The following is a 24,095-nucleotide window of genomic DNA, read 5'->3' as shown; positions in this document are numbered from 1 at the left end:
GTGCCCCGGATTATCGGGGCACTTTTTTCCATCTGGACGGCGAGAGAGAACTTTCTCCTTGTTCGCCGAACGCGAAGATCAACCGGTGTTGCGCAAGCCTGCGGCAATGCCGTTGATCGACAGATGGATGCCGCGCCGCACGCGCTCGTCCAGCTTGCGTCCCTCGGCAGTCGCCGCGCGATGCCTCTTGATCAGCTCTACCTGCAAGTGATTGAGCGGATCGAGATAGGCAAACCGGTTCTTGATCGAGCGCGCCAGCAGCGGATTGCCGGCCAGCCGTTCCTTGGCGCCGGTGATGGTCGTCAGGCACGCCGTCGTGCGCTCGTGCTCCTCCACGATGCGCTTGAAGATACTGTTGCGCAATCGCTTGTCGGCAACCAGTTCGGCGTAGCGAGATGCAACTGCGAGATCGGTCTTGGACAGCACCATGTCCATGTTCGACAATAGGGTGGCGAAGAACGGCCATTCCTTGAACATCGCGCGCAGCACCGCGAGCCGTTTCTTTTGCTCCTTGGCTTCCGCATCTTCATACAGCCACGATGACACCGCGCTGCCGAAGCCGTACCAGCCTGGCAGCAGGAGCCGGCATTGGCCCCAGGAGAAGCCCCAGGGAATCGCTCGCAAGTCCTCGATGCGGCGCGTCGACTTGCGCGAGGCCGGCCGCGATCCGATGTTGAGCTCGGCGATTTCCGCAATTGGTGTCGCCGAGAAGAAGTAATCAGTGAAACCCGGCGTTCCATACACAAGATCGCGGTAGGCGCGATAGGCACGAGCGGACAACTCTTCCATCACGCTCTCGCACTCGGCCAGTTTCTTTGCCCTGCGCCCTTGCGGCGCATGCGGCGTCAGGCTGGCTTCCAGCGTCGCGGCCACCAGCAGTTCCAGGTTGCGCCGACCGATCTCCGGATTGGAGAATTTCGACGCGATGATCTCGCCCTGCTCGGTCAAGCGGATCTGTCCGTTGACAGTGCCGGCCGGTTGCGCGAGGATCGCCTCGTAGCTGGGGCCGCCGCCGCGACCTACCGTACCGCCGCGCCCGTGGAACAGGCGCAGCTTTACGTTCGCGCCGTCGAACAATTCCACGAGCTGCGTTTCCGCCTTGTACAGCTCCCAGTTCGACGTGAGGAAGCCGCCATCCTTGTTGGAGTCGGAATAACCGAGCATCACTTCCTGCAGATCGCCTTGTTTCGCAATCAGATGACGGACCTGCGGCAGCGACATGTAGCTTTCCATGATGCCGGCCGCGCAGCGCAAGTCCGGGATGGTCTCGAACAAGGGGATGACCATCAATTCCATGCGCGCATCGTGCACTTGTCCCGATGCGTGGTCCCACTCGACATGCAGCAGACCGGTTTCCTTCTGCAGCAGCAAGACTTCCAGCAGGTCGGACACCGTTTCCGTGTGCGAGATGATGTAGTTGCGGATCGCCCGATCGCCGTAGCGCTGGCGGATTTCGCGCGCAGCGCGCAGGATCGCCAGTTCCGAGCCGGTCTCGGCGGAATAGTCGAGATAGGGCGAATACAGCAGGCGAGGCTTGCTCAGCTCATCGAGCAGCAGTTCTACCTTTTCGTCTTCGGATAATCCGCTGTAGTTCGGATGCGCCTTGGCACGGGAGAACAATTCGCCAAGAACCCGTTCGTGCACATCCGAACTTTGACGCATGTCGAGCGTGGCGAGGTGGAAGCCGAAGATTTCCGAGGCGCGCTTAACCGTTGCCAGGCGAGGCTTGATGAGAGCTGCGCCGTGATGGGCCTTGAGCGAATCGGCCAGCACCTGCAGGTCGCGCGTGAATTCGGCGGCGGTTTCGTAGGGAGCGGCAGAGCCGACCTCCTGCCGCAGGACGTGAGCTGCGCCGAGCTTGCGGGCCGTTGCGGCCAGGCGTGCATACAGTCCGATCAGCGCGCGGCGGTATGGTTCGTCCATCCGATGCTCGGACTGGTCGGGCGAGCTGTCGGCCAGCGCCTGCAATTCGGGGCTGACGCTGACCAGCAGGGTGGAAATCGATAACTCCGCGCCCAATGCATGTACTTCTTCCAGATAGAAATCGAAAATCGCGGTCGACTGGCGCATCAGCGCGTGTTGCATCGTGCCGGCATTCACATTGGGATTGCCGTCGCGGTCGCCGCCGATCCAGCTCCCCATTTGCACGAAGGGCGGAAAGTCTTTTTCATCAACATGCCGTTGCGGAAACTGCGCGCCGATCTCGTTTTCGATGTCGTCATAGAGTCCCGGCAGTTCGCGCAGGAAGGTGGTGCGGTAATACGACAGCGCATTCTCGATCTCATCGGCCACCGTCAGCTTGGTGTAGCGCAGCATGCGGGTCTGCCACAGCGTCGTAACGCAGGCATGCAGCAATTGCGTATTGCGGGCCATTTCCTTGGGTGTCAGCGGGTGATCGCGTTCAGCCAGCAGGCGGGCGATTTCGCGCTCCGCGTCGAGCGTGCTTTTGCGCTGCACTTCAGTCGGATGCGCGGTCAGGACCGGCGAGATCAGCGCCTCCTTGAAGAAGCGGCGCACGGTCGCGCCCGATACGCCGGCGTCGTCCAGCTTCGACAGGGCAAATGCGATGCTGCCTTGCTGCGGCGCCGATCCAGCGAGGAGGTGGGCACGGCGGCGGCGATTGTGATGCTGGTCTTCGGCGATGTTGGCGAGGTGGGAGAAATACGAAAATGCGCGCACCACGGTGATTGTCTGGTCACGGGTGAGCTTCTTCAGCATCTTGTTGAGCTCGGCGCCGGACTGGGCGTCGGACTCACGGCGAAAGCGCACGGCCGTCTGGCGGATGGTCTCGACGACGTGGAAAACGGTTTCGCCTTCCTGTTCGCGCAGGACATTGCCGAGCAGTCGGCCCAGCAGGCGGATATCTTCTTTTAGTGGGGCGTCTTTGTCGTTCGCGGCCTTGTTGACCGGCGCCGGGAGGTTCTGTTGTCTTGGCATGTTGATTGATTGCAATCAGCTTTACACTAGAAAGTGGCTCGCGGCCACCGGGAGGCACGTATGTGCATGATAAAATCGATGCGGTCAGCATCATTGAAATTCGAAAGAGCCCTCCGTGAAAGTTTCCCCTCCCTCCAAGTTAGTGATTGCGTCTCGCGAAAGTCGTCTGGCCATGTGGCAAGCGGAGCATGTCCGCGCCAGGTTGTCGGCATTATATCCGCAGTGCAGCATCGAAATTCTCGGCATGACCACGCAAGGCGACCAGATCCTCGACCGCGCACTGTCCAAGGTTGGCGGCAAAGGTTTGTTCGTCAAGGAGCTGGAAGTCGCGATGGCCGAGCGCCGTGCGGACCTCGCCGTGCATTCGCTCAAGGATGTGCCGATGGAATTGCCGGAGGGGTTTGCGCTGGCCGCCGTGCTGGAACGTGAAGATCCGCGCGATGCCTTCGTCTCCAATGAATACGCTTCGCTGGACGACCTGCCCGACGGCGCTGTCGTCGGCACCAGCAGCCTGCGGCGTCAAGCACTGATCGCCGCCCGTTTCCCGAAACTGGTGATCCGCCCGCTGCGTGGCAATCTCGATACGCGCCTCGGCAAGCTGGATCGCGGCGAATATGCCGCGATCATTCTCGCGGCGGCGGGCCTGAAGCGCCTCGGACTGGCTCAACGCATCCGCTCACTGATCCAACCGGAACAGAGCCTGCCTGCACCGGGGCAGGGCGCGATGGCGATCGAAATCCTGGATGGCCGCGACGACTTGCTGCAGCTGCTTGCACCGCTCAACCACGAGTCGACTGCCCAGGCAGTGAGCGCGGAACGCACCGTGTCGCGCACATTCGGCGGCAGCTGCCAGATTCCGCTTGCCGCGTTCGGAACCGTCGACGGCCAGGCGACGATGCACCTGCGCGCGATGGTCGCGACGCCGGATGGCAAGCGCATCGCGACCGCGGACGCATCCGGTCCGGCGAATGCGCCTGAATTGCTCGGCCAGCAGATTGCACAGGCCTTGCAATCGCAAGGCGCGGACGACATCCTGGCAGCATGCCGGGCAATGGACGCAGCCTGATACCGAAAACGGATGCGGTTGATGACAGTCGACCGCATCCTGCATCCACGGAGCGGAAGTCGATCTCTTGCCGATCTCTTGCGCCTGACAAGGCATGACGCCCGAGCTCATACAGCCAATGACAGACCAATCTTCCCATCCCGTTGTTGTCACGCGTCCGCTTGCGCAGGCCAGGCCGCTTGCCCGGCGCATCGCGGAGCAGGGGCGAGAGGCAGTCGTGTTTCCCCTGTTGGACATACAGCCCTTGCCCGATCAGTCGAAACTGAAGGCGGTACTCGGCGATCTGGCAAGCTACGCACTGGTCGCCTTCGTCAGTCCGAACGCCATTGACGCTGCCTTCAGTCTTCTCAAGGAGTGGCCGAAAGATGTCGCCATCGCCGTGATGGGCGAGGGCAGCAAGCTTGCGCTGGCAAACCACGGTTTGACGTCGATGAATGCCGACATCATCAGTCCGATCGATCCGCATCGAACCGATTCGCAGACCCTGCTTGAAGTGCTGGATCTTGATGCATTGCGCGGCAAGCGTGTGTTGATCGTGCGCGGTGAGACAGGTCGCGAGCTGCTCGCCGACGCCTTGCGCGATCAAGGCGTGCAGGTCGAGCAAATTGCTGCCTACCGGCGCGCTGCGCCGGTTCTCGACCAGCCGGCACGCGAACAATTGCAGCGCTTGCTGGATTGCGAAGCAGACTGGATCATCACCAGCTCCGAGGCCTTGCGCATCCTCGTGGACATGGTGCGAGAGCTGGCTGGTGACCAGGGCGTGGTTAAATTGCAACAGCAAAGACTCATCGTGCCCCATGCGCGCATCGCGGAAAATGCGCGAATGCTCGGATTCGCCAAGCTGACGCAGACCGGATCAGGCGACGAACAAGTGTTAGCCGCGTTACAATTTCGAGCATGAACGAATTGCCTCCATCTTCCGACCCCGGTCAATCCTTCCAGTCGAATCCGCCATCGCAACAGGCGGAACCGGCGACTTCCCGCGCACCTTTGCAAAATGATAATGCGCCACGCCTACAGAAAACGCTCAAGCCGATCTACGGCGGATTGAGCATTCTTGCCGTGCTGTTGATTGCGCAGTGGTGGTCTGCTCAGCACGAAATCAGCAGCTTGCGCGACGAAGTGGCGCAGCGTCTGAAAAGCGGCGAAACGCTCACGACTGAAACCAAAGTGCTGGTGAAGACGGTTCAGGACGGGATGCGGGAGTTGCAGGCCAAGGTCAACGTGCTGGAAAGTAAACAGACGGAAGCGCAAAGCCAGCAATTGGCGCTGGAGCAGCTTTACCAGGAATTGTCGAAGAATCGCGACGATTGGGCGTTGGCCGAGATCGAACAGGTGCTGTCCACCGCCAGCCAGCAGTTGCAACTCGCCGGCAACGTGCAGGGAGCGATCATCGCCCTGCAAAACGCGGACAGCCGCCTGTCGCGCTCGGACAAACCCCAGTTCATCATGATTCGCCGCGCGATCGCGAAAGACCTGGAGCGGCTCAAGGCGCTGCCGACTGTCGATCTGACAGGAATTGCCTTGCGCCTGGACAGCGTCATCGGACAGATCGACAACATGCCCCTGCTGTCCGATGAAAAGCCCGTTCTTGCGCCGACTCAACCGAAGACTTCCCGTCGCGCGCTTAATAAAGCGGAGGCCAAACCGGCAGCCGGAGCCGGTAAGGTGAGGAACAGCGCATCCGACTGGATCGCGGACCTGGGCGACAAGTGGGACAGCTGGACCAACGAGATGTGGACCGAGGTTCGCCAACTGATCCGCGTGCGCAATGTCGATATTCCCGATGCGCTGCTGCTTTCGCCGACACAGTCCTACTACGCACGAGAGAACTTGAAGCTGCGCCTGCTGAATGCGCGGGTAGCGCTCCTGACGCGCAATGAAGCCGCATTTCGCAGCGATCTGGTGGCGGCGCAAGATGCGATCAGCCGTTATTTCGACACGCGCGCCAAGCAGACGCAAACGACGCAGGCCCTGTTGCGTCAAGTCCAGGCCAGCAACATTTCGATTGAAATGCCGACCTTGGCGGACAGCTTGAACGCGGTGCGGAATTACAAGGCGAAGCCGTAAAGGTCCGGGACAATGCGCATCTTCCTTTCGCTCGTTATCCTGTTCGCCGCCGCTATCGGCCTGGCTGTCGGTGCCCGCTTCAATCTGGGCAACGTGGTGTTCTTCTATCCGCCATACCGCATCGACCTGTCGCTCAATTTTTTCATTGTGTTGATGGCGGTGCTGTTCGCCGTGCTCTTCGCAATTTTCAATGCGATCCGCAGCACGCAGCAAATGCCGCAGCGCGTTGCCGCCTATCGCAGGGAAAAGCGGGAGCGCGAAGGCAATCGCGCATTGCGTGAAGCGCTCAAGGCCTTGTTCGAAGGCCGCTTCGGACACGCTGAGAAAGCTGCCGCACGTGCTGCCGAATGCGCGGACAACGCCGGATTGTCGGCATTGATCGCAGCCCGTGCGGCGCATCGCATCGGCCAACCCGATCGTCGCGACGTGTGGCTTGCCAAGGCGCAGGACGATCAGTCGCTGAAGACGGCGCGCCTCATGACGGCGATGGAACTGTCGATCGACGGCTATGAGTCCGAACCCGCATTGGAGGCGATCAAGGAACTCAATTCCAGCGGCACCCGGCATATTCATGCATTGCGGCTGGCCTTGAAGGCCAACCAGCGTGCGAAGAACTGGCCGGAAGTATTGCGCCTGGTGCGTCTGCTGGACAAGCGCAATGCCTTGCACCCGGCATTGTCGCGCCGCCTCCGGGAATTGGCCTATGAAGCCTTGCTGTCGAACAATGCGCATGACACGGAATCGCTTCGTAATGTGTGGGCCGACATTCCCGGCGAGGACCGGGTACAGCCCTACGTCGCCATACGCGCAGCGAAAGCATTCAGTGCGCGAGGCTTGCAGGACGAGGCACGCAGCATCGTCGAAAAGGCACTGGCCGCCGGCTGGGACGAGCGTTTGGTGCGTGCCTACGGCAACTCCGCGGCCGCCGAGGGCTCTCCCGCCTTGCTCGCGCAGATTGAACTTTGCGAAGAGTGGGCACAGACCCGACCGAACGACCCCGAACTGGCGCTGACGCTGGGTACGCTTTGCCTGCGCCAGAAGCTGTGGGGGAAGGCGCAGCGCCACCTGGAACAGGCGCTATCCGATACCACCGAACCGGAAACCGTTCGGCAGGCGCATTTGAAGCTTGCGCAACTCCACGAGGCATTGAACCAGACCGATCAGGCAGCTGCGCATTACCGGCAGTGCGCATTGGCAACCATCCTGTAACGAACCATCCTGTAACGCGCCCGCCGCCTAGCACCCCTTGCTGACGTGCCCCTGACATAAGCGGAGAGTGCGCAATCGCGTGGCGAACCGTCTGCTGCGACGCACAAGGCGGGAATGAAAGCCGTTATAATCCCGGCATTCCAGAATTTTTTCATTTTGAGAGAGCAATATGAGTTTGAGTAATGTGCCCGCCGGGCGAAATCTGCCGGACGATTTCAATGTCATCATCGAAATTCCGATGAACGCGGATCCGATCAAGTACGAAGTGGACAAGGAAACCGGCGCGATCTTCGTGGACCGTTTCATGGGCACCGCGATGCATTATCCGTGCAACTACGGCTACATCCCGCAAACCATCTCGGACGATGGCGACCCGGTGGACGTGCTGGTGGTGACCCCGTTCCCGCTGATCCCGGGTGTTGTCGTGCGTTGCCGCCCGATCGGCGTGTTGAAGATGAAGGATGAGGCCGGCGGCGACGCGAAATTGCTGGCAGTTCCGGTCGACAAGGTCCTGCCGATCTACACGCATTGGCAAAAGCCGGAGGACATGAACGAACTCCGCCTGCAACAGATCCAGCACTTCTTCGAACACTACAAGGACCTCGAAAAGGGCAAGTGGGTCAAGATCGAGGGATGGTACGGCCCGGACGAAGCCAAGAAGGAAATCGTCAATGGCGTTGCGGCCTACAACAGAGAGCACAGCAAATAATCTGTTACGCGGCGGAAGAAAGCGCACTTTTCAGTGCGCTTTTTTTGTGCCTTGAGCAGGGCTTCGGCGGCGATGTCGTCGATTGAACGAATATCGATTGCGAGGCTCAATTAAACCGGACATCGGCCGATATAAGACTGTTGTTGCGGAATTGTCGACGCATCGACAATTCGTGCCGGATGGGTCATCATAGGTTTCGTCAGCTTGCGTACACGCGGGAGTCTTTAGAAGTGGTCTTTGAAAACACTGGGCCGTCCAGGGCCGATAGCGGATTCTCGGTTGCCGGTGACGAATCCGCCACTTCGGCGCGCGATCGCCTGCTGCAGAAAATCAGCAGTGAAGCGGACCTGCCCGCCCTCGGCAGTTCGGTTTCCCGCGTTGTGCAGATGACCTCATCGGACGACGAGGCAGTTCGCGATCTCGCGCATTTTATTCTGTCCGACGTGGCGCTGACCCAGAAGATACTGCGCATCGCCAACACCGTGAACTATCGAACCGCATCGGGAACGCCGGTCACGACGGTTTCGAAGGCAATTTTCATGCTCGGATTCGATGCGGTAAAAACCACGGCTTTGGCGATGCTGCTGGTCGATCGCATGTCGGGCAAGCATGCGAAGAGCGTGCGCAATGAGCTTGCTCACGCGCTGTGCGCCAGCATCATCGGCCGCGAGATGGCGCGCCGTGGGCACTTCAAGGACGGCGAGGAGGCGGCGATCGCCGCACTTTTCAAGAACATCGGACGCCTGCTGGTGGCGGCGCACGATCACGATCTGTATTCCCGAATCAACAGGCTGGTGGACAACGGAAGCCACTCGCCATCCCAGGCGTCGATGCAGGTGCTTGGCTGCAGTTTTGACATGCTGGGGGACGCGGTTCTGCGCGAATGGAGAATGCCCGACACGATTGTGCAATCGCTTGCGCCCTTGCCTGGCGGTGTGTTGAAAACAGCCAGGTCAAGGCAGGAATGGGTCCAGCAGGTGGCCGCCTTCAGTTCTGCCGCCGCTCGATTGATCCCGGGCATCAACGGTGCCGGCCAGGATGCCGCGGTGAAGGCCGTTCTGGCCCGCTTCGGCGCCGCGCTCGGCCTCGACCAGACGAAGCTTAACCTGCTGTTTACCAGCGTGGCCCAGGAAGCGCGCATGCTTGCAGCCAATATCGAACTGGCGCTGCACACGGAGGAGCATCTCGACCATTCTCCGACAGGGGCCGGCTCCGGAAACGCCGCCGGTGCCGAGAGCGCGGGATCAGGTTCGGCGGCAAAGCGAGGAAAGAGTGCCGAGTCCGACCTGCTTGACGATCTGATGATGCAAACGGCCGAGGAGGCACTGCCGCTTCAGGTTACCGAGCGCCATGCCAGCGGAAAGCCGATGAATGCGCGCGACCTCTTGCTGGCCGGCGTACAAGACGTGACGCAGATGATGGCGTCCGGACGCTGCAAGGTCAATGACCTGATGCTGCTGGTGCTTGAAACGCTGTACAACAGCATGGGATTTCGCTTCGCCACGGTCGTCCTGAAAGACATGCAGAGCCATCAATTCAAGGCGCGGATATCGATAGGCGAGAATAATGTCGACCGTCAGGCGGGTTTTGTTTTTCCGGCGGCGACGGCGCGTGACTTGTTTCACCTTTCGATGGAAAACGATGCCGATCTCATGATCTCCGACGCCACTGCGCAAAAGATCCGCGACCTGCTTCCGGCCTGGTATCGCACCATGTTCTCGGATGCGCGCAGCTTCATTGTGCTGCCGCTTGTGGTGCAGAAGAAGCAGCTCGGATTGTTTTATGCGGACCGCACGCAGGCGGCGCCGGAAGGTGTGCCGACGGATGAAACGGCGTTGATCAAGACGCTCAAGGGGCAGATTCTGACTGCGCTCAATTCGCGCTAGCGCAGCAGCACGAAGCCGGTCAATACTGTTGCGGCGGCCAGCGAAAAGTAGCCGAGCCAGGCCATCATGCTGTGACTCGCAAGAAATCCTTCGCGTTTGCTCTGCGCTTCCGGTGGCAGTGCAAGCCGCATGCGACGCCGCGCACGCTGCTCCTTCAGCAAGTAGCGCTTGATTTCAAGCGCCATCTGCTCGGCACTCTGGTAGCGTTTTTCCGGACGCTTGCTCATTGCCTTCATCACGATCTGGGACAACACGACAGGAATGTGCTGATCCAGTTCGACGGGCGCTGGCGGTGCCTTGGTGATGACCTGTTGCAGCAGCTTGTCCGCGCTTTCGGCATGAAAAGGAGGGTGGCCGACCAGCATTTCATACATGACCGCTCCGAGCGAATAGATGTCCGTGCGCTCATCGATCGGTTTTCCGGATGCCTGCTCGGGCGACATATAGTTCGGCGTGCCAACCACGTTGTTGCCGTGAAGTAGCGTGACGGGATCGTCCACATGCGCGAATTTGTCTGCGAGACGATTGGGCGCGCGTGCGATCCCGAAATCGATCAGCTTCGGCAGGTCGCCTTCAGTCATGAAAATATTCGCCGGTTTGATGTCGCGGTGAATGACCTGGTGCTGATGCGCATGATTGAGCGCGTCTGCCAGCCTCCAGACGATTGATGCGACCTCGTCCGGCTTGAAGCGATGTCCGCTATCCAGCACCCGATTCAAGCCGCGTCCCTGCAGATATTCCATCGCGATGTAGGTTGCCCCGTTTTCGACGGAGGCGTCGTAGATCGTGACGATGTGAGGATGCGCGAGGCGGCCGGCGGCACGCGCCTCGTTGATGAACTGTTGTTCGTACTTGTTTCGCTCGGATGGCGTCAGGCGGGGATTGAATGTCTTGATCGCGACTTCGCGACCGATGACCGGGTCGTGGCCGAGATAAACGCAGCCTACCGTCCCGCGGCCAAGCTCTCGCGTGACGTAAAAACGCCCGATTCGGCTGATGGCGGGAGTGACCGGTGCAATGGCGGGAACTGACATGATGCCGAGAGCATGCCGGGAAGTTTTGATTTTGGCAAGGCGTTATATCAGGGGTGTCGGAAAATTCGGCCGTTCAGGAATCTGCGTGAAACACGTGGTTTCCATGATTCATTAACTGAAAGTGTTGCCGCCGGATTTGAACGGATTGCGCTCTTCCAGTTCGTCAATGTAGGCATCGATGCCGCCGCTTTCCTGTTGCAGGAAATGTTCGATGGCCTCCGCAAAGGCGGGATGGGCAAGCCAGTGCGCGGACCAGGTTTTTTGCGGCAGAAACCCGCGCGCCATCTTGTGTTCGCCTTGCGCGCCTCCTTCGAAGCACTGAATCTTCTGTGCGATGCAGAACTCCAGCGGCTGGTAATAGGCCGTTTCAAAATGCAGACATGGTACTTCTTCGACGGCCCCCCAGTAGCGTCCATACAAGCTGTTCTGATCATGGACGACGAGTGAACAGGCAATCGGCCTGTTTTCGCGCTCGGCCACGATCAGCAGGATATTCTCCGGCATGCTGGCGCCGATGCGAAGAAAGAAGTCGAGGTTCAGATAGGGTGTCGAGTAGTGAGCCGCATAGGTCCGGTCATAACAATGCTTGAAGAAACGCCAGTCCGCCTTGCCGACCTGCGCACCGCGCAGATGGCGAAAGCTGATGCCGGCTTCCTGCACCTTGCGTCGCTCGGCGCGGATGTTCTTGCGCTTCTTTCGGTCGAGTGTAGCGAGGAAGTCATCGAAATCCCGGTACCCCTGATTGATCCAGTGAAACTGCACGCCGGTGCGCAGCATGAAACCCGCTTCCTGTAGTGCGTGCGCCTGCCGCTCGGGCGGGAACAATATGTGCGTCGATGACAGGCCGTTTTGCGTCTGCAGTTCGCATAATGCATCGATCAGCGCGCCCTCCGCGTCTGGACTGCGCGCCAGCAGCCGGCTTCCTGTCACGGGAGTGAACGGAATCGCAGACAACAGCTTCGGGTAATACTCCAGCCCGTTGCGGCGGTAGGCGTCGGCCCAGGCCCAGTCGAATACGTATTCGCCATACGAATGGGATTTCACGTAAAGGGGAAGCGCGGCTTCCAGCCGGCTGGCATGCCACAGCGTCAGATACTGCGGTTGCCAGCCGGTTTCCGGCGAGGCACAGCCCGCCTCATGCAAGGCGTCGAGGAACGCGAAGGAAAGGAAAGGATTGGTGTTCGCCTGCGTGGCGACGAGTTCATCCCAGGCCGTTTGACCGATATCGGAAAGAGAAGAGACGATTCGCGTGCGATAATTCACGATTGTTAATGCATTTAGCGGATTCGGTCGTTGTAATTTTCACCATGACAGTCAAAGTTGCCATTGCTCAAATCAACAGTACGGTTGGCGATCTCGCCGGCAACCGCACAAAAATCGCGGATTTTGCTCGCCGTGCAGCGGCGCTGGGCGCAGACATCGTCCTGACGCCGGAAATGTCGCTATCCGGCTATCCGCCGGAAGATTTGTTGTTGCGTCAGTCATTCTACGCAAAAACGGCGGAACAGTTTGAGGCATTGACGGCCGAGCTGGCTGACCTCAAGGACGTGCATGTCATTGTCGGTCAACCCATCTTGCACCACGGAAGGCGCTTCAATGCCGCATCGGTCATCCTGAACGGAAAAGTGCTCGGCGCCTACCGGAAACATGACCTGCCGAACGATACGGTGTTCGACGAGAAACGCTACTTTTCGTCGTCGGATGAGCCGCTGGTATTCGACGTGAAGGGCGTTCGATTCGGCATCAACATTTGCGAGGATACCTGGGCCAGCCACACTCCGATACGGGCGAAGGACGCGGGCGCACAGGTGCTCCTGGTGCCGAACGGCTCGCCGTATCACATGAACAAGCAATACCTGCGCTATGACGTGATGCGCAAGAATGTGTGCTCGCTCGGCTTGCCGATGGTGTATGCCAACCTGGTCGGCGGGCAAGACGAGCTGATCTTCGACGGCAATTCCTTCGCACTGGATGCAAAGGGAGCCGTTTGCGCGCAGTTGAAGCACTGCGAAGAAGATCTTCAGATTATCGAGTTCGACGGTGCGCGTCCGGTTTCCGGACCGATTGCGCCGGAACAATCGATCGAGGAGCAGGTGTACAAGGCGCTGGTGCTCGGCGTGCGCGACTATATCGGCAAGAACGGTTTTCCCAGCGTGCTCATCGGATTGTCGGGCGGCGTCGACTCGGCATTGACGCTGGCTGTGGCGGTGGACGCACTGGGCGCGGACAAGGTGCGCGCAGTGATGATGCCTTCGCCTTACACCGCCGAGATCTCGTGGCTCGATTCACGCGAGATGGTCAAGCGCATCGGTGTGCGCTACGATGAAATTCCGATTGTCGACTGCTTCAACGCATTCCGCAGCACTCTGGCGCAAGAGTTCAAGGGACTGCCGGAAGACACCACGGAAGAGAACATCCAGGCGCGCATCCGCGGCACCATATTGATGGCGTTGTCGAACAAGTACGGCTCCATCGTTCTCACAACCGGGAACAAGAGCGAGATGGCGGTCGGCTACTGCACGCTCTACGGCGACATGGCGGGCGGCTTCGCGGTGATCAAGGACATTGCCAAGACCCTGGTGTACCGTTTATGCACGTACCGCAATTCCGTTTCCGAGGTGATCCCGGAACGCATCCTGACGCGCGCGCCCTCGGCGGAACTGCGGCCGAACCAGACCGACCAGGATTCGCTGCCACCCTACGAGGTCCTGGATGCGATCATGCAGATGTACATGGAAGAGAACCGCAGCATTGCCGAGATCATCGCGGCGGGGTATCGTAGCGAGGACGTCGAGCGTGTCACGCGTTTGATCAAGATCAACGAGTACAAGCGCCGCCAGGCGCCGATCGGCATCCGCATCACGCACCGCGCATTCGGCCGCGACTGGCGCTACCCGATTACATCAAGATTTCGTGAGTGACATTCAATCTAAGGAGTTGTTATGAAGCTGGTTACTGCAATCATTAAACCTTTCAAGCTGGACGAAGTGCGTGAAGCGCTTGGCGAAATCGGCGTTACCGGCTTGACGGTGACGGAGGTGAAGGGTTTCGGCCGCCAGAAAGGGCATACCGAGCTGTATCGCGGTGCCGAATACGTGGTCGATTTTCTGCCGAAGGTCAAAATCGAAGCGGTCATTGACGACAAGGTGGTCGATCAGGCGGTGGATGCGATTATCAAGGCTGCGCGGACCGGTAAGATCGGCGACGGCAAGATCTTCGTGCGGAATGTGGAACAGGTGATCCGGATTCGCACTGGCGAGACTGGCGCAGACGCAGTCTGAATCAGATCGTGGCCCGTGTTGGAGTCGGCAGCGGATGTCTCTGCCGGGCCTGTCTCCCATTGATCAATCCAGCCTGATACCTTTCACCCAGGTCGCAAGACGCAAGCCGCAGATCGCCAGCGCGCTTGACCACAAGGCAAAATCCGGCGGCACGCCGGCTTTTTGCATCAGCAGATACATCCAGCATCCCGCAAAGGAACAGATCGCGTAAGGTCTGCCGTCGCGCAGCACCATCGGGATTTCATTGCAGATCACGTCGCGCAGTATGCCGCCGAATATGCCTGTGATCACACCCATCATCGACGCGATGAAGAGCGGCATTCCCGCGATCAGGGCCTCGGAAACGCCGGCAATTGAAAACAATCCCAGTCCGAGTGCATCGGCAATCACGATGAGTCGCTCGGACGCAATCTTGCGCAGCGTGCGGATTACCGGAGCGGCAACCAGGGCCAGCAGGAAAATCAGGATCGCATATTCCTGATGAGTGACCCAGAACAGCGGCCGCTTGTCGAGCAGAATGTCGCGCAGCGTGCCGCCCCCAAACGCGGTAATGAACGCCACCGTGAACACGCCGACCACATCCATCTTCTTGCTGCGCGCCTCGATGAAACCCGAGAACGCGCTGATCAGAATGGCGAGGATTTCGATGATTTTGATCAGGGACATGCGGGCGGATGGGAGGTGATTTGACCTGCATGATACTTGCATGGGACGGGAATGCAAGGTGAGCGTATTGCCCTCCGCTGGGATGCATGAACTTCTTGCGCGATCATGCCTTCAGCAAGACAACAAGAGCCCCCGATCCGCCATCGGCAGCGCGCGCCTGGCAAAACGCAATCACTTCTTCCTTTTGCACCAGCCAGCTGCGAACTTTGCTCTTGAGAACAGGCTCCTTGTTAATCGAGCCCAAGCCCTTGCCATGAATGATGCGCACGCATCGCTGGCCGCGCTTGACGGCATTGCGAAGGAATTCGGCGAGCGCTTCGCGCGCTTCTTCACGCCGCATTCCGTGCAAGTCGAGTTGCCCCTGAATCACCCAATGGCCACGGCGGAGCTTGCGCAGGATGTCGGAGCTGATGCCGGTCCGTGCATAGCTTAGCTCGTGGTCGGTATCGAGCAGGGTATCGACGTTGAATTCATCGGACAACGATTCCTCGAGAGCGGCTTGCTCGTCGGCCAGATGCTTGAGCGGTATGGGCAAGGGGCGGGGAATGCTGGATTCGGCCTTGTTCGACGGCGGCAGGGGTGCCACTTCGCCGATCGAGCGGCGGAACAGCTCGCTGTCGTGCCTGCATTCCTTTTCACGACGTACTCGTTCCGCCTCTATTGTCTTGCGTGCTTCTTCCTGCGCCTTGATCTTCGCGCGCAGCGCCTTCAGCGAGGCGAAGTCCTTGATGGTGCCAGACATGATGGATCATTCCAAAACCGTTCGCGCCGGGCAGGGACCGCAGGCGCAAACGGGTACTGCTGTTGTCAATCGCCGGATCAGCCTTCGAGGCTTTCCAGGTACTTCTGTGCGTCGAGCGCCGCCATGCAGCCGGTGCCGGCGCTGGTGACCGCCTGACGGTACACATGGTCCTGCACGTCGCCGGCAGCGAATACGCCCGGGATGTTGGTGGCTGTCGCCATGCCGTCTGAGCCGCCCCTGGTCTTGATGTAACCGTTGTGCATCTCGATCTGGCCTTCGAAAATGCCGGTATTCGGCTTGTGGCCGATCGCGATGAAGACGCCATGCACGACCACCTTACTGATCGCGCCGTCGACCGTCGACTTGATGTTGATGCCGGTGACGCCGCTATCGTCGCCGGTGACTTCGTCGAGGGTATGGTCGAGCTTGAGCTCGATCTTGCCTTCCGCGACCTTGGCCATTAGGCGGTCGATCAGGATCGGTTCGGCGCGGAACTTGTTGCGGCGATGGACCACCGTCACCTTGTTGGCGATGTTCGCGAGGTACAGCGCTTCTTCGACAGCGGTATTGCCGCCGCCGATGACGGCGACGTCCTGGCCCTTGTAGAAAAAGCCGTCGCAGGTCGCGCAGGCCGAAACGCCTTTGCCCATGAAGGCTTCTTCGGACGGCAGTCCGAGGTACTGCGCCGAGGCACCGGTGGCGATGATCAGTGCGTTGCAGGTGTATTCGCCGTTGTCGCCGATCAGGCGCATCGGTTTTTCATTCAGGCGGACGGTGTGGACATAGTCGAATACGATCTCGGTATTGAAACGCTCGGCGTGCTGCAGCAGGCGCTGCATCAATTCCGGTCCTTGCACGCCCATCGGATCGCCGGGCCAGTTTTCGACATCGGTCGTCGTCATCAGTTGGCCGCCTTGCTCGACGCCGGTAATCAGGACAGGTTTCAGGTTGGCGCGCGCAGCATAGACGGCCGCGCTATACCCGGCCGGGCCGGAACCGATAATCAGTACGTTGGCGTGTTTGGTGGTTGCCATAGCAGTATGTTGGGGGATTGATGGAATTGGTCGGCGAGGAAGCGCAAAACTGACAAAGTCCGCTCTCGACGGTTTGCATATGTCGCCAAAAGGCAAAATTTCAACCGCATCCCGAGATATTCGGTATTGCGCCTGAAAAACTGGTTAAGATTATAGACGAACAAGCCACGCAAGGCCGCACGGCACGCCAAATTCTCGCCCGATGACGGCCGCGCAGGGGTGCTTCACCGAGTTTTCAACCAGTTATGACCCGAACAAATCAAGCATATACCCGCAACACCAATCCGCCGGAAGCGCAGCCGCTGCCGAACCGACTGGTACGGCTGCTGTCCGAGGCGCGCTGGTTCGCGCTGACGGTGGCGACTGTCTATCTGATCATTATCTTTCTGACATATTCCAAGGCCGATCCGGGCTGGTCCCACGCCAGCGTCGTGCCGCATTTGAATAATTGGGGCGGACGCATTGGTGCCTGGGTGGCGGACCTGATGCTGTTCATCTTCGGTTTTTCGGCCTGGTGGTGCTGCGTTTTCATGCTGCGCTCGGTGTGGGTCGGCTATCGGCGTCTTTCGCAGCGCTTCCTCCTGCAAAAGGAGCCGGAGCCCGAGCATCATCACGAGGTATGGATTCGTTCGATCGGCTTCGTGCTGATGTTGATCGGGAGTGTGGCGATCGAGTATCTGCGCATGTATTCTCTCAAAGCGCAATTACCGCGTGCGCCGGGCGGCGTGCTGGGCGAATTGATCGGCCGCGCGGCGCAGAGCGCGCTGGGCTTCACCGGTGCGACGCTGTTCCTGCTGCTGCTGTTTGGCGTCGGCTTCAGCCTGTTCTTTCATGTGTCCTGGCTGGCGGTGGCCGAACGTCTCGGCGGCGCGATTGAAAACGGCATTCAGCGCATACGCAATCTGTATGCGGCGCGCGAGGACCGCAAGGTCGGGCAGGTGGCGGCCGTCAAGCGCGAGGTGACGGTGGTGCAGGAGCGCGCGAAGATTGTGGAAGCCAGTCCGATTCGCATCGAGCCGCAGGTCATTGCGGTGCCGAAGTCCGAACGCGTGGAGAAGGAAAAACAGGTCTCGCTGTTTGCCGACCTGCCGGACACGAATCTGCCGCCCTTGTCCTTGCTGGATGAGCCGCCTCCGGCGCAGGAGACGGTCAGTGTCGAAACGCTGGAATTCACCAGCCGCCTGATCGAGAAGAAGTTGTCCGATTTCGGTGTCGATGCCAAGGTCGTCGCCGCCTACCCGGGCCCGGTGATTACCCGTTATGAAATCGAGCCGGCCACCGGCGTGAAGGGCAGCCAGATCGTCAATCTCGCACGCGACCTGGCGCGTTCGCTGTCGCTGACGTCGATTCGCGTGGTCGAAACCATCCCCGGCAAAAATTACATGGGCCTGGAGTTGCCGAATCCGAAGCGGCAGATTGTGCGCCTGACCGAGATCCTTGGCTCCAAGGTCTATCACGACAGTAATTCGAGCCTGACCGTCGCGCTCGGCAAGGATATCGCCGGCAATCCGGTGGTGGCCGACCTTGCAAAGATGCCGCACTTGCTGATCGCGGGTACTACCGGTTCCGGCAAATCGGTCGGCATCAATGCCACCATCCTGTCGCTGTTGTACAAGTCCGATCCGAACAATGTGCGCATGATCCTGATCGATCCGAAAATGCTGGAAATGTCGGTCTACGAAGGCATTCCGCATTTGCTGGCGCCAGTGGTGACCGACATGCGCCAGGCCGGCCATGCGCTCAACTGGGCGGTGGCGGAAATGGAGCGTCGCTACAAGCTGATGTCCAAGCTCGGCGTGCGCAATCTCGCCGGCTACAACCACAAGATCGCCGACGCCGAGAAGAACGAAGAGAAGATTCCGAACCCGTTCAGCCTGACACCGGATGCGCCCGAGCCGCTGGAAAAACTGCCGACCATTGTCATCATCATCGACGAATTGGCCGACCTCATGATGGTCGTCGGCAAGAAGGTGGAAGAACTGATCGCGCGTATCGCGCAGAAGGCGCGCGCGGCGGGCATTCACCTGATCCTGGCGACGCAGCGTCCATCGGTCGATGTGATCACCGGCCTGATCAAGGCGAATATTCCGACGCGGATTGCATTCCAGGTCAGCAGCAAGATCGACTCGCGTACCATCCTCGACCAGATGGGCGCGGAGGCCTTGCTCGGCATGGGCGACATGCTCTATATGCCGCCGGGCAGCGGCTTGCCGAACCGGGTGCACGGCGCCTTTGTGTCCGATGAGGAGGTGCATCGCGTGGTGCAACACCTGAAGGCACAGGGGGAACCGAATTACATTGAGGGAATCCTAGAGGGTGGTGTCGCGGAAGAAGGGGGAGATGCCGCGTTCGGCGGCGAAGGCGCCGGCGGCAGCGGCGAATCCGATGCACTGTACGACCAGGCGGTGGCCGTGGTACTGAAAAACCGTCGCGCCTCGATCTCGCTGGTGCAGCGGCACTTGCGCATCGGCTACAATCGCGCAGCGCGCTTGCTGGAACAAATGGAGCAAAGCGGTCTGGTTTCGACCATGCAATCCAATGGCAACCGCGAAATCCTCGTGCCCGCAGGCAATACTACTGAATAGGAAAAAACCTTGACACAAGAAAGATCGCGATCCGTATTTCGTTTCCAACGCACAGCGAGCCTGCTCAGCGCGCTCGTCCTGGCGATTCCGGCACTTGCCAGCGCCTCGGCACTTGACCAGTTCAAGACCTTTGTCAGCAGCACGAAATCCGCCAAGGGTGAGTTCACGCAGCGCCAGGTAAAAGTTGTGGATGGCGCGACCAAAATGTCCAACCAGGCTTCCGGCAGCTTCGTGTTCGCGCGCCCCGGCAAGTTCATCTGGAAATACCAGAAACCCTACGAGCAGCTGTTGCAGGCCGATGGCGACAAACTCTACATTTACGACAAGGATTTGAACCAGGTCACGGTCAAGCCGCTTGGCGATGCGCTCGGGTCATCACCGGCGGCGATCCTGTTCGGCAGTAACGATCTGGAAAAAAATTTCACGCTCAAGGAAGGCGGCGCCAAGGAAGGGCTCGAATGGCTGGAAGCAACGCCCAAGACCAAGGACACCACCTTTGAACGCATCGGCATCGGCTTGAAGGACGGCCTGCCGCAGGCAATGGAGCTGCGCGATTCCTTCGGCCAGGTGTCGCTGCTGTCCTTCCAGAAGTTCGAAAAGAATCCACCGCTGGGCGCGGAACAGTTCAAATTCGTGATGCCCAAGGGCGCCGATGTTTTTCGACAATGACGCGAGGCGGGCAGAGACCCGCCCTGGCAAATAATTCGCGGACCTGATCCGCGCTACTCATGACTTCGATTCCTTTAGCCGAAAGGCTACGCCCGCACTCGCTGGACGACGTCATCGGCCAGCAGCATCTGCTCGGTCCGGGCAAGCCGTTGCGGGTTGCCTTCGAGTCCGGCGAGCCGCATTCGATGATCCTGTGGGGGCCGCCTGGCGTCGGCAAGACGACGCTGGCGCGACTGATGGCCGACAGCTTCAATGCGGAGTTCATCGCCCTGTCGGCGGTGCTTTCCGGCGTCAAGGATATTCGTGAAGCGGTCGAGCACGCGCAGATCGTCCGTGCCAATTCGGGCCGCCGCACCATTCTGTTCGTCGATGAAGTGCATCGATTCAACAAGAGCCAGCAGGATGCATTCCTTCCGCATGTCGAAAGCGGCCTGTTCACCTTCATCGGTGCAACGACGGAGAATCCTTCGTTCGAGGTGAACAGCGCCTTGTTGTCGCGGGCGGCAGTGTACGTGCTGAAATCGCTGTCGGATGAGGATCTGGATGAGCTGGTCGACCGTGCTTGCATCCAGGAGTTGGGCGGCCTGGATTTCACGCCGGAATCCAAGTCGACGCTGATTGCGAGCGCCGATGGCGACGGCCGCAAGCTGCTGAACAACTTGGAGATCGTCGCGCGCGCCGCCACTGCGAGCGGCAAGCACGAAGTCGATGAAGCCTTGCTGGCGACGGCGCTGGCGGAGAACCTGCGCCGGTTCGACAAGGGTGGCGACGCGTTTTACGACCAGATCTCCGCTCTTCACAAATCGGTACGCGGTTCCAATCCGGATGCCGCCTTGTACTGGTTCGTGCGCATGCTCGACGGCGGCGCCGACCCGCGCTATCTCGCGCGCCGCATCATTCGCATGGCGACCGAAGACATCGGCCTGGCCGATCCCCGCGCGCTGCGGCTGGCGCTCGATGCCGCCGAGGTCTATGAACGACTTGGATCGCCCGAGGGAGAACTGGCGCTGGCGGAAGCGATCGTGTTTCTTGCCTGTGCGGCCAAGTCGAACGCCGTCTACAACGCGTACAACACCGCGCGCGCCTTCGTGGCCAAGGACAAGTCGCGTCCGGTGCCGGAGCATTTGCGCAATGCGCCTACCAAGCTGATGAAGGAGCTTGGCTACGGCAAGCTGTATCGCTATGCGCATGACGAGCCGGACGCCTATGCCGCGGGGGAAACCTATCTGCCCGAGGGCATGCGGGAACCGGGATGGTATCAGCCGACGCCGCGCGGCCTGGAGGGAAAGATCGGCGACAAACTCGCACACCTGCGATCGCTGGACCGCGAGGCAAGGAAGAACGAGAAAAAGTAGGGTTTTACCCGGTAAAAACTGAATGGCTCGAGTCAACAAACTTGGCCATCGTCAAGCTTCGAACCGCTCATCCATGGATGGGAAAACGCTTCTGCTTGGTACAATGGCGGTTTCGCATTCAACATCCTCGCAATTTCCATGATCGATATTCAACTTCTCCGCAAAGACATTGACAGTGTCGCCACCCGCCTGGCCGCGCGCAAATTTCAACTGGATGTCGCCACCTTCAACACGCTTGAGGCAGAACGCAAGCAGATCCAGACGCATACTGAGGAGCTGCAAGGCAAGCGCAATACCCTGTCCAAGCAAATCGGCATGCTTAAAGGCAAGGGCGAAGATACATCAGCCGTGATGGCGGAGGTTGCGGGCATCGGCGACGAGTTGAAGGCATCGGCCGAGCGTCTCGACGCAGTGCAGGCGAAGATGAGCGAATTCATGCTGGCCGTACCCAATCTGCCGCACGAATCGGTGCCGGTCGGTCAGGATGAAACGGCCAACGTCGAGGTGCGCAAGGTCGGTACGCCGCGCGCATTCGATTTCGAGGTCAAGGATCATGTTGATGTCGGGGCCGGGCTCGGACTGGATTTCGATGTCGCTGCCAAGCTGACCGGTTCGCGTTTTGCCGTCATGAAGGGCGGCATCGCGCGCCTGCATCGCGCGCTCGCCCAGTTCATGCTGGACACGCACACCAGCGAGCATGGTTACACCGAATGCTATACGCCGTATATCGTGAATGCCGACTCGCTGCGCGGGACCGGCCAGTTGCCGAAATTTGAAGCCGACCTGTTCGCGGCGAAGAAGGGTGGACAGGAAGGCGAGGGCGAGGCCTTGTATCTGATTCCGACTTCGGAAGTGCCGCTCACAAACATGGTGCGCGATGAAATCCTCGCCGGCGACGCATTGCCGATGAAGCTCACGGCACACACGCCATGCTTCCGTTCGGAAGCGGGCAGTTACGGACGCGATACGCGTGGCATGATTCGCCAGCATCAGTTCGACAAGGTCGAGATGGTGCAGATCGTGCACCCCGAGAAATCCTACGAGGCGTTGGAAGAGATGGTCGGCCATGCCGAGAACATCCTGAAAAAGCTCGGACTGCCGTATCGCGTCATCACGCTGTGCACCGGCGACATGGGTTTCGGTGCCGCGAAGACCTATGACCTGGAGGTGTGGTTGCCGGCGCAGAACACCTATCGCGAGATTTCCTCGGTATCCAACTGTGAAGGCTTCCAGGCTCGCCGCATGCAGGCGCGCTTCCGTAATGCCCAAGGCAAGCCGGAACTGGTACACACGCTCAACGGTTCCGGCCTTGCAGTCGGCCGCACCCTGGTCGCGATCCTGGAAAACTATCAACAGGCAGATGGCAGCGTCGACATTCCGGCAGCGCTGCAACCCTACATGGGTGGTGCAAAGCGCCTCGCGCACGCCGCCTGAGCGACGCCTTTGCTTCGCGGAATGGCAACGATGACCTATTCCGTCTGCAATCAGAGTCTGCTATACTCACATGCTTTGCGGCGCTGACCCGTCGCAAAACGACCAAGAACGGAAAGGTGGCAGAGTGGTCGAATGCGCTGGACTCGAAATCCAGTGTACGGTTATACCGTACCGTCGGTTCGAATCCGACCCTTTCCGCCATAAATTCAAGTAGTTAGCATCATTAATAAGGCCGCTTAATTGCGGCCTTATTTTTAACTGGTGCGGGATTTTTTGCCTATCAACGCAATTGCATCCGCCAGCGTGTCAGTTGCCAGATGAGCATAGCGCTTCGTGCTTTGCGCGCTTTGATGCCCCAAAACTGCGCCAACACTATATAAGTTTACCGTTCCTACTAATCTTTGTCGCGATCATGTTCCACTACAGCGTCACGCTGACCCTGATCGCCCTGGCCGTGCTCGGAACCATCGTCGGCCTGAGTTTGCTCGTTGCACCAATCTTCCAGAAACGCTTGCAAGAGCAGTTTCAATTCAGTGCCCGCAATCAGGCCTTCCTGACCGAATACATCGTCGGCCTCGAAACCGTCAAATCGTTGCAACTCGAACCGCAACTCAACACCAAATACTGCGGTTATTTGGCGAGCTACCTGCAAGCCGGCTTCGCCACCAAACAGCTCGCCAATACCTACAACACGATCGCCAACCTGCTTGAGCAGGTGCTGAGCCTATTGATCCTCGCCATCGGCGCCTACACTGTCATGCACAGCACCGCCTTCACCATCGGCATGCTGGTCGCCTTTCAGATGTTCGCCGGCAAGCTGTCGCAACCGATGCTGCGCCTGGTCGGCTTATGGCAGCAATTCCAGCAAGCGAGCCTGTCGGTGGCACGTCTCGGCGACCTGATGAATGCGCCAATGGAACCGTATTCCTTGATCCCCGCGCGCGACACGCGACGCAGAGGCGAAATCCAGATCGAGAACATTGCCTTCCGCTACGCCGAGCACCTGCCGCTCGTCTACGAAAACCTGTCCCTCACCATCCAGTCCGGCCAAAACGTACCGTGCTGGAGTATTTGCTATCGCCTGTACAGAAGGCAATTACCGAGGCGGCTCGCGAACGATAAGGATGAATTCTATGAACATTAAGAGCGTCTAACAAAATGGGAATGGAAATGGATCGAGCCAAGCCTTGCGTAACGTTCGCCAGCAGATGATGGCGCAGCCCAATCGGAGGAAACCTTCATGTATATCGGCTCGCCTTTCATAACGCACACGCAATCGTCGAAATTGATGCAGCCAGGCGAAAGTGCGTTCGACGACCCAGCGCGTCAAGCCAAGGTGGCTGCCATGCCCGGTGCCGCGCTTGGCGAGTTGAGGATGGATGTGGCGCTGCCGCAGGATAAGACGATAGCCCTCGCAA

20 protein-coding genes and 1 tRNA gene are annotated in these 24,095 nt (G+C 59.5%); 14 read left to right on the top strand and 7 right to left on the bottom strand.

Translation table 11 applies throughout. From position 1 onward, the window contains the following. Window positions 1-78: 78 nt before the first annotated feature. A complete protein-coding gene (gene ppc, locus VJ651_RS19010; protein WP_324108950.1) occupies window positions 79-2,937 on the bottom strand; it encodes a phosphoenolpyruvate carboxylase in 2,859 nt (952 codons plus the stop codon). 115 nt (window positions 2,938-3,052) lie between these two features. Between ppc and hemC the strand changes: the two genes are divergently transcribed. From hemC to VJ651_RS18980, 6 genes are all read left to right on the top strand, one after another. After that, window positions 3,053-4,003: a hydroxymethylbilane synthase gene (gene hemC / locus VJ651_RS19005; RefSeq protein ID WP_324108949.1), complete on the top strand. Its 951-nt coding sequence runs from the start codon at window positions 3,053-3,055 to the stop codon at window positions 4,001-4,003. 118 nt (window positions 4,004-4,121) lie between these two features. After that, window positions 4,122-4,904, top strand: a complete 783-nt coding sequence (locus VJ651_RS19000; RefSeq protein WP_324108948.1) for a uroporphyrinogen-III synthase — start codon at window positions 4,122-4,124, stop codon at window positions 4,902-4,904. Then, window positions 4,901-6,073 carry a uroporphyrinogen-III C-methyltransferase gene (locus VJ651_RS18995; RefSeq protein WP_324108947.1) on the top strand — a complete coding sequence of 391 codons (1,173 nt, stop codon included), beginning with the start codon at window positions 4,901-4,903 and terminating at the stop codon, window positions 6,071-6,073. Before VJ651_RS19000 ends, VJ651_RS18995 begins: the two co-directional genes overlap by 4 nt. Before the next feature lie 12 nt (window positions 6,074-6,085). Next, the gene (locus VJ651_RS18990) at window positions 6,086-7,282 is read left to right on the top strand and encodes a heme biosynthesis protein HemY (RefSeq protein WP_324108946.1); all 1,197 of its coding nucleotides are present in this window, start codon (window positions 6,086-6,088) and stop codon (window positions 7,280-7,282) included. A gap of 169 nt (window positions 7,283-7,451) precedes the next feature. Next, on the top strand, window positions 7,452-7,991 hold the full coding sequence (ppa, locus tag VJ651_RS18985) for an inorganic diphosphatase (RefSeq protein ID WP_136419332.1): 540 nt from the start codon (window positions 7,452-7,454) through the stop codon (window positions 7,989-7,991). A 230-nt stretch (window positions 7,992-8,221) separates the two neighbouring features. Next, window positions 8,222-9,877: an HDOD domain-containing protein gene (locus tag VJ651_RS18980; RefSeq protein ID WP_324108945.1), complete on the top strand. Its 1,656-nt coding sequence runs from the start codon at window positions 8,222-8,224 to the stop codon at window positions 9,875-9,877. On the opposite strand, the gene VJ651_RS18975 is transcribed toward VJ651_RS18980, so the two are convergent. Together VJ651_RS18975 and VJ651_RS18970 are read right to left on the bottom strand one after the other, a co-directional pair. Next, the gene (locus VJ651_RS18975; RefSeq protein WP_324108944.1) at window positions 9,874-10,911 is read right to left on the bottom strand and encodes a serine/threonine-protein kinase; all 1,038 of its coding nucleotides are present in this window, start codon (window positions 10,909-10,911) and stop codon (window positions 9,874-9,876) included. The genes VJ651_RS18980 and VJ651_RS18975 overlap by 4 nt on opposite strands. Before the next feature lie 111 nt (window positions 10,912-11,022). After that, window positions 11,023-12,174 carry a GNAT family N-acetyltransferase gene (locus VJ651_RS18970; protein ID WP_324108943.1) on the bottom strand — a complete coding sequence of 384 codons (1,152 nt, stop codon included), beginning with the start codon at window positions 12,172-12,174 and terminating at the stop codon, window positions 11,023-11,025. A 44-nt stretch (window positions 12,175-12,218) separates the two neighbouring features. On the opposite strand from VJ651_RS18970, the gene VJ651_RS18965 reads away from it, so the two are divergent. Together VJ651_RS18965 and VJ651_RS18960 are read left to right on the top strand one after the other, a co-directional pair. After that, window positions 12,219-13,832, top strand: coding sequence for an NAD+ synthase (locus VJ651_RS18965; protein ID WP_324108942.1), 1,614 nt, complete (start codon window positions 12,219-12,221; stop codon window positions 13,830-13,832). A gap of 21 nt (window positions 13,833-13,853) precedes the next feature. Next, window positions 13,854-14,192 carry a P-II family nitrogen regulator gene (locus VJ651_RS18960; protein ID WP_136419327.1) on the top strand — a complete coding sequence of 113 codons (339 nt, stop codon included), beginning with the start codon at window positions 13,854-13,856 and terminating at the stop codon, window positions 14,190-14,192. Window positions 14,193-14,255: 63 nt separating this feature from the next. On the opposite strand, the gene VJ651_RS18955 is transcribed toward VJ651_RS18960, so the two are convergent. From VJ651_RS18955 to trxB, 3 genes are all read right to left on the bottom strand, one after another. Continuing rightward, on the bottom strand, window positions 14,256-14,858 hold the full coding sequence (locus VJ651_RS18955; protein WP_324108941.1) for a trimeric intracellular cation channel family protein: 603 nt from the start codon (window positions 14,856-14,858) through the stop codon (window positions 14,256-14,258). Window positions 14,859-14,961: 103 nt separating this feature from the next. Beyond that, on the bottom strand, window positions 14,962-15,600 hold the full coding sequence (locus VJ651_RS18950) for a Smr/MutS family protein (RefSeq protein WP_324108940.1): 639 nt from the start codon (window positions 15,598-15,600) through the stop codon (window positions 14,962-14,964). Window positions 15,601-15,677: 77 nt separating this feature from the next. Further along, complete coding sequence (trxB, locus tag VJ651_RS18945; protein WP_324108939.1) at window positions 15,678-16,634, bottom strand: thioredoxin-disulfide reductase; 957 nt, start codon at window positions 16,632-16,634, stop codon at window positions 15,678-15,680. Window positions 16,635-16,879: 245 nt separating this feature from the next. Between trxB and VJ651_RS18940 the strand changes: the two genes are divergently transcribed. The 6 genes from VJ651_RS18940 to VJ651_RS18915 all read left to right on the top strand — a co-directional run bounded on the left by VJ651_RS18940 (window position 16,880) and on the right by VJ651_RS18915 (window position 23,821). Then, complete coding sequence (locus tag VJ651_RS18940) at window positions 16,880-19,219, top strand: DNA translocase FtsK (RefSeq protein ID WP_324108938.1); 2,340 nt, start codon at window positions 16,880-16,882, stop codon at window positions 19,217-19,219. A gap of 9 nt (window positions 19,220-19,228) precedes the next feature. Beyond that, window positions 19,229-19,888 (top strand): outer membrane lipoprotein chaperone LolA, encoded by a 660-nt coding sequence (gene lolA / locus VJ651_RS18935; RefSeq protein ID WP_324108937.1) that lies wholly within the window; start codon window positions 19,229-19,231, stop codon window positions 19,886-19,888. Between the two features lie 59 nt (window positions 19,889-19,947). Next, the gene (locus VJ651_RS18930; protein ID WP_324108936.1) at window positions 19,948-21,243 is read left to right on the top strand and encodes a replication-associated recombination protein A; all 1,296 of its coding nucleotides are present in this window, start codon (window positions 19,948-19,950) and stop codon (window positions 21,241-21,243) included. Window positions 21,244-21,381: 138 nt separating this feature from the next. Then, complete coding sequence (serS, locus tag VJ651_RS18925; protein ID WP_324108935.1) at window positions 21,382-22,677, top strand: serine--tRNA ligase; 1,296 nt, start codon at window positions 21,382-21,384, stop codon at window positions 22,675-22,677. A gap of 110 nt (window positions 22,678-22,787) precedes the next feature. Beyond that, a tRNA-Ser gene (locus tag VJ651_RS18920) sits at window positions 22,788-22,878 on the top strand. Window positions 22,879-23,089: 211 nt separating this feature from the next. Beyond that, a complete protein-coding gene (locus tag VJ651_RS18915) occupies window positions 23,090-23,821 on the top strand; it encodes an ABC transporter transmembrane domain-containing protein (protein WP_324108934.1) in 732 nt (243 codons plus the stop codon). Window positions 23,822-23,827: 6 nt separating this feature from the next. On the opposite strand, the gene VJ651_RS18910 is transcribed toward VJ651_RS18915, so the two are convergent. Continuing rightward, the coding region (locus VJ651_RS18910; protein WP_324108933.1) for a transposase at window positions 23,828-24,095 on the bottom strand (268 nt) is incomplete at its 5' end.

Source organism: Noviherbaspirillum sp. (assembly GCF_035254865.1).
GTDB lineage: Bacteria > Pseudomonadota > Gammaproteobacteria > Burkholderiales > Burkholderiaceae_D > Noviherbaspirillum.
The sequence above is the reverse complement of the archived record's forward strand: the minus strand, read 5'-3'. Positions and strand labels throughout refer to the sequence as shown.

What these genes read in the sequence shown, in the direction of transcription:
- ppc (WP_324108950.1), bottom strand. Translation starts at nt 2,937, where the DNA reads ATGCCAAGACAACAGAACCTCCCGGCGCCGGTCAACAAGGCCGCGAAC.
- VJ651_RS19000 (WP_324108948.1), top strand. Translation starts at nt 4,122, where the DNA reads ATGACAGACCAATCTTCCCATCCCGTTGTTGTCACGCGTCCGCTTGCG.
- VJ651_RS18995 (WP_324108947.1), top strand. Translation starts at nt 4,901, where the DNA reads ATGAACGAATTGCCTCCATCTTCCGACCCCGGTCAATCCTTCCAGTCG.
- VJ651_RS18990 (WP_324108946.1), top strand. Translation starts at nt 6,086, where the DNA reads ATGCGCATCTTCCTTTCGCTCGTTATCCTGTTCGCCGCCGCTATCGGC.
- ppa (WP_136419332.1), top strand. Translation starts at nt 7,452, where the DNA reads ATGAGTTTGAGTAATGTGCCCGCCGGGCGAAATCTGCCGGACGATTTC.
- VJ651_RS18975 (WP_324108944.1), bottom strand. Translation starts at nt 10,911, where the DNA reads ATGTCAGTTCCCGCCATTGCACCGGTCACTCCCGCCATCAGCCGAATC.
- VJ651_RS18965 (WP_324108942.1), top strand. Translation starts at nt 12,219, where the DNA reads ATGACAGTCAAAGTTGCCATTGCTCAAATCAACAGTACGGTTGGCGAT.
- VJ651_RS18960 (WP_136419327.1), top strand. Translation starts at nt 13,854, where the DNA reads ATGAAGCTGGTTACTGCAATCATTAAACCTTTCAAGCTGGACGAAGTG.
- VJ651_RS18955 (WP_324108941.1), bottom strand. Translation starts at nt 14,858, where the DNA reads ATGTCCCTGATCAAAATCATCGAAATCCTCGCCATTCTGATCAGCGCG.
- VJ651_RS18950 (WP_324108940.1), bottom strand. Translation starts at nt 15,600, where the DNA reads ATGTCTGGCACCATCAAGGACTTCGCCTCGCTGAAGGCGCTGCGCGCG.
- trxB (WP_324108939.1), bottom strand. Translation starts at nt 16,634, where the DNA reads ATGGCAACCACCAAACACGCCAACGTACTGATTATCGGTTCCGGCCCG.
- VJ651_RS18940 (WP_324108938.1), top strand. Translation starts at nt 16,880, where the DNA reads ATGACCCGAACAAATCAAGCATATACCCGCAACACCAATCCGCCGGAA.
- VJ651_RS18930 (WP_324108936.1), top strand. Translation starts at nt 19,948, where the DNA reads ATGACTTCGATTCCTTTAGCCGAAAGGCTACGCCCGCACTCGCTGGAC.
- serS (WP_324108935.1), top strand. Translation starts at nt 21,382, where the DNA reads ATGATCGATATTCAACTTCTCCGCAAAGACATTGACAGTGTCGCCACC.
- VJ651_RS18915 (WP_324108934.1), top strand. Translation starts at nt 23,090, where the DNA reads ATGTTCCACTACAGCGTCACGCTGACCCTGATCGCCCTGGCCGTGCTC.